The organism is Aeromonas sp. HMWF015, from assembly GCF_963878965.1.
Lineage (GTDB): Bacteria > Pseudomonadota > Gammaproteobacteria > Enterobacterales > Aeromonadaceae > Aeromonas > Aeromonas veronii.
In genome coordinates this window covers 9,589-13,937 of the sequence record NZ_CAWNZT010000010.1, presented here as the reverse complement: position 1 = coordinate 13,937, position 4,349 = coordinate 9,589, and the positions used below count along the sequence as shown (strand labels likewise).

Here is a 4,349-nt window from a genome sequence, read left to right as displayed (position 1 = left end):
CTACAACCTGCTTGGCGCCGAGCAGGGCAAGTCGCTATTCGGCCCCCGTTTTCAGGGCAAGCTGGCGCTGCGGCCGGAGTCCATTACCCTGCTGCCCGCCGGGGCGACCAGCAGCGAGCCCAGCCTGCCCGGCATCATTCGTCAGCAACAGCTGCTCGGCAACGTCATCCGCTATCAGGTGGAGTGCGAGGCGGGGCTGTTGACGGTGGATTGCCTCAATCGCTCGGCTGGCGATCTGCTGGCCACCGGCAGTGCCGTGACCCTGGCGGTGGCCCGGGATCAACTCTGTGAGGTAGCATGACACCTCGTTTCATTTTCGTTGTTACCGCAAGGAGCCCTCATGGCACTGGCACTGGCACTGTTTGATCTGGACGAGACCCTGATTGCCGGGGATTCCGCCAGCCTCTGGCTGGAGTACATGGTGGCCCAGGAGCTGGCCCCGGCGGACATGATTGCCGAAGAGCAGGGGATGATGTCCCTCTACCATCAGGGCAAGATGGATATGCACCAGTACATGGCTTTCACCCTGCAGCCGCTGGCGGGCAAGTCGCGCCAGTGGCTCAGCCAGCAGTGCCACCACTTTGCCGAGCAGGTGCTGCGCGAGCGCCTCTACCCCGAGGGGCTGGCGCGTATCGAATGGCATCGGGAGCGGGGCGACGAGCTGGTGCTGATCTCTGCCTCCGGCGAGCATCTGGTGGCCCCCATGGCGCAGATGCTGGGAATGGATCACTGCGTCGCCATCCTGCTCGATGAGGAGGAGGGGATGCTTACCGGCCAGACTCGCGGCACCCTCAGTTTTCGCGAAGGCAAGGTGGCCCGCATCAACCAGCTGTTTGCCGGGCGGGAGCAGATCTGGCAGGGGAGCTTTGGTTACAGCGACTCCCACAACGATCTGCCGATGCTGCGGGCGGTGGCTCATCCCCATGCGGTCAATCCGGCCCCCGCGCTGCGCCAGCAGGCCGGGGAGCTGGGTTGGCCGGTGTGGGAGTGGCAGCGCTGAGGCGAGCGATCAAACACGCTTAAAAGCGGCAAGAAAAAACAGACAAAAAAAGAGAGAGGCGATTGCCTCTCTCATCGTTTCCGTGTCCCTGTGGCGATCACTTTCTACTGATGGGCCCGCTGTCGGGTCTGATCGAAGTGGGGAGGAAGCTCATCCTCCATCGGATCGCTGACCCGGATCTGGGGGAAGCAGAGGCGGTTTTTCCCCTCCCGTTTGGCCTGATAAACCCCGCTATCGGCCAGTTCTACCAGCGCCTTGGCCGAGAGCCCCGAGTGACTGATGGCCACCCCGCCGCTGATGGTGATGCTGAGGTCGGGTTCGCGCCATTCCAGCTGCTCGACCGCGATTCTGAAGGTTTCCAGCAGGGAGGCGACCTCGTTCATTTTCATCTCCAGCCGGAAGATCAGCACCAGCTCCTCGCCGCCGTAGCGGCAGAACCAGCCCCAGTCGTGGAACAGATTCATGCCCAGCTTGCTCACCCGCTTGAGCACCACGTCCCCCGCCTGATGGCCATAGGTATCGTTGACCCGTTTAAAGTCATCCAGATCGAACATCACCACCCCGAAAGGGGCGCCACTGCGGCTCTGCTTTTGCAGGCACTCGTCGAAGAAGCGGCGGTTGTAGAGGCCGGTGAGTTTGTCCTGATTGGCTTGCAGACGCACATCAGCAACCTCTTTGCTGGCGGCCGCCATCTCGGCGTAAATAGCCGATAGCTCACTCATCTGGTGTTCCGGTACGCGTTGGTCGCCATTAAAACTGACCCGGATCATGCCACTTATCTCCTGCAGCATGCGGCGGAAGTAACGTGACCAGCGCAGCGCCAGCAGCAGATAGAGGATGGAGGCGAGCGCTATCATGGCGAGCACGTTGAGGGATACGTTGTCGATTATCTGATTGAGGCCCGCGGTTGGGATCACGCTGAGCAGGATCCAGCGCTGCTCCGGGATGCGGTCGTAGGAGACCATCATGCCGCTGGCATCATCGAGGAAGAACCCCTGCGGCTGTTGCATCTGTGTCAGCCAGTCGGGGTGGGCGAGGGGTTTGAAGACCTGCTCGCGATCCGGATGGGCCAGTACCAGCCCGTCATGATTGAGCAGGATCTGATAGCCCGCCCCCAGAGGGTGGGACTCATCATGCTTGTTGTTGAGCCAGCTGGCGAGGGGGGTGAGCTGGGTATCCAGCGAGAGCACACCGACCCGCTTGCCGTCAGGATCCTCGATCACCCTTGCCAGCGCTATGGTGAGGGTGCCAAGGGTGTAGTCGTAATAGGGATCAGTCCAGACCATCTTGTCGGGATTGTTGGCGGCTAGCAGATACCAGGGACGGGTTCTGGGATCGAAGTTCTCATCGGCCTGCCAGGAGGGGTGGATCAGCATCTTGCGTTGTTCGGTGCCGACATAGACGTAATCGAGCTCCATCACCTTGTGATAGGCCTGCCACTGCTGCAGGTAGCGCTCGCCATTGCGGATTTGCGGGCCGCTGAAGTCCTGATAATTTACCTGCTGATAAATGAGCGTAAACTGGCGTTTGAGTGTCGCCAGATAGGGTTCGATCAGGGTGTGGAAATACTGGGTATTACGAGCAATCAGGTTCTGTTGCTGCTCGTAATGCAGGGTGCGCTTCATATGCAGGTAGTAGATGCTGCCAAGCAGCAAGACCGGAATAAAGAGCAACAGGAGGCCCAGCCGCATGCGGGTGATCAAAGACCAAGTGTTCTTGGGCTTGCCGGGGGACATGAACAGATCCTTTTCGTCTCGGGTGACACCAGCATATATGATGCGGTGCGGCGCGTCTAAAGGCAGAAAATGAGATTTTTCCGATGCTGAACCACACTCTGCTCGCAATGGCCCACTACGGCAGCATAGCTGTGCTGATCCTGGCCCTCTGTGTCGAATATCTGATTTTTCGTCGCGGCCTGAATATGGTACGGGTGCGCCGTCTGTTGCTGGCAGATGGGGTGGCGGCGCTGGCGCTCTTCTCCATCTTTGCCACCGGTTGTCTGCTGGCCCACGAGCATGCCAGTTCGGTGGCGCAGATCTTTGCCCATCCTGTCCACGGCCTCAAAATGGGGCTGTTTCTGCTGATTGTCTGCTCCCTCGATTACCCCAGCCGGCTCTTCTATCGTTGGCGTCGCGCCCTGCGTCTGGGCAAGGCGCCGATGATCTCCATCCAGCAGCACTTTCGGGTGGTGTGGATCCTGCGGGGTAATCTGGTGCTGGTCGCCCTGCTGGCGGTGCTGACCAAGCCGCCCCTGCTGTGACCTGTGGTGAGAGGGTGGCAGTGAAGAGATCGGAAACAAGAGAGTGGAGACAAGAGGATAGGGAGGCGGGTATCTTGGATCGGATAACCCGTCACGCGCCGATTTAAGGAAGAATCGCCATGCGCTCCAATCTGATGTTGCTGATGGCTGCCACCATCTGGGGTATGGGCTTTGTCGCCCAGCGCCTCGGGATGGATCACATGGGGCCCTATACCTTCAATGGCCTGCGCTTTCTGCTCGGAGCCCTCTCTCTGCTGCCGCTGCTCTGGTGGCTCAAATCCCGTCAGCCTGTTGCCGTCGCGGGCGATCATCGCCAACTGCTGACCGGTGGTGTGCTGGCCGGGCTGGTGCTGTTCTGTGCCGCCTCCCTGCAGCAGGTAGGGCTGCTCTATACCACAGCTGCCAAGGCCGGTTTTATCACTGGACTCTATATCATTCTGGTGCCCGTGCTGGGGCTGCTGCTGCGCCACAAGAGCGGGCTCAATACCTGGATTGGTGCCCTGATCGCGCTGAGCGGTCTCTATGTGCTGAGCGTCACCGACGAGTTCACCATCGGCTTTGGTGATCTGCTGCAGGTGGCCGGTGCCCTGTTTTGGGCCATTCATCTGCTGCTGGTGGATCACTACTCCAACCGGGTTGCCCCCATCAAGCTGGCCGGAGTGCAGTTCGTGGTTTGCGGCCTGCTCAGCCTCGCCACCGCCTTTGTCATCGAAACCCCGACTGTGGTTGGCGCCGTGGCCGGTTGGCAGGCGCTGCTCTATGCCGGGCTGGTCTCGGTCGGGGTGGGTTATACCCTGCAGGTGGTGGGGCAGCGGGGTGCCCATCCGGCCCACGCCGCCATCATCCTCAGTCTGGAGACCGTGTTTGCCGCCGTGGGTGGCGTGTTGCTGCTGGGTGAGACGCTGGACGAGCGCGCTATCGCCGGTTGTGCCCTGATGCTGGCGGGGATGCTGATCTCCCAGATCCGCTTGAGATGGTGGTGGAAGTCGCGCCGGGACAAGGTGCCGCAGACCAAGTAAAGCGTGCTCTGCCCGCATAACAAAACGCCCCGACAGTCGGGGCGTTTTGCATGGTGGCGACTCGGATCAG

General features: G+C 60.8%; 5 protein-coding genes. 4 read left to right on the top strand and 1 reads right to left on the bottom strand.

The window, feature by feature from the left end:
- Together AACS18_RS00525 and AACS18_RS00520 are read left to right on the top strand one after the other, a co-directional pair.
- Window positions 1–301: TOBE domain-containing protein (locus tag AACS18_RS00525; protein ID WP_146184828.1), on the top strand; the 301-nt coding region annotated here is incomplete at its 5' end.
- Between the two features lie 45 nt (window positions 302–346).
- Window positions 347–1,000 (top strand): HAD family hydrolase, encoded by a 654-nt coding sequence (locus tag AACS18_RS00520; protein ID WP_108613446.1) that lies wholly within the window; start codon window positions 347–349, stop codon window positions 998–1,000.
- A 104-nt stretch (window positions 1,001–1,104) separates the two neighbouring features.
- Here the strand turns inward: AACS18_RS00520 and AACS18_RS00515 are convergent, their stop codons facing one another.
- On the bottom strand, window positions 1,105–2,736 hold the full coding sequence (locus AACS18_RS00515; RefSeq protein WP_108613443.1) for a sensor domain-containing diguanylate cyclase: 1,632 nt from the start codon (window positions 2,734–2,736) through the stop codon (window positions 1,105–1,107).
- Between the two features lie 83 nt (window positions 2,737–2,819).
- Between AACS18_RS00515 and AACS18_RS00510 the strand changes: the two genes are divergently transcribed.
- Window positions 2,820–3,260: a DUF2214 family protein gene (locus AACS18_RS00510; protein WP_058053513.1), complete on the top strand. Its 441-nt coding sequence runs from the start codon at window positions 2,820–2,822 to the stop codon at window positions 3,258–3,260.
- Between the two features lie 119 nt (window positions 3,261–3,379).
- Complete coding sequence (locus AACS18_RS00505) at window positions 3,380–4,279, top strand: DMT family transporter (protein WP_108613442.1); 900 nt, start codon at window positions 3,380–3,382, stop codon at window positions 4,277–4,279.
- Window positions 4,280–4,349: the final 70 nt, after the last annotated feature.

Coding starts and splice junctions, on each gene's coding strand:
- AACS18_RS00515 (WP_108613443.1), bottom strand. CDS start 2,736: ATGTCCCCCGGCAAGCCCAAGAACACTTGGTCTTTGATCACCCGCATG.
- AACS18_RS00510 (WP_058053513.1), top strand. CDS start 2,820: ATGCTGAACCACACTCTGCTCGCAATGGCCCACTACGGCAGCATAGCT.
- AACS18_RS00505 (WP_108613442.1), top strand. CDS start 3,380: ATGCGCTCCAATCTGATGTTGCTGATGGCTGCCACCATCTGGGGTATG.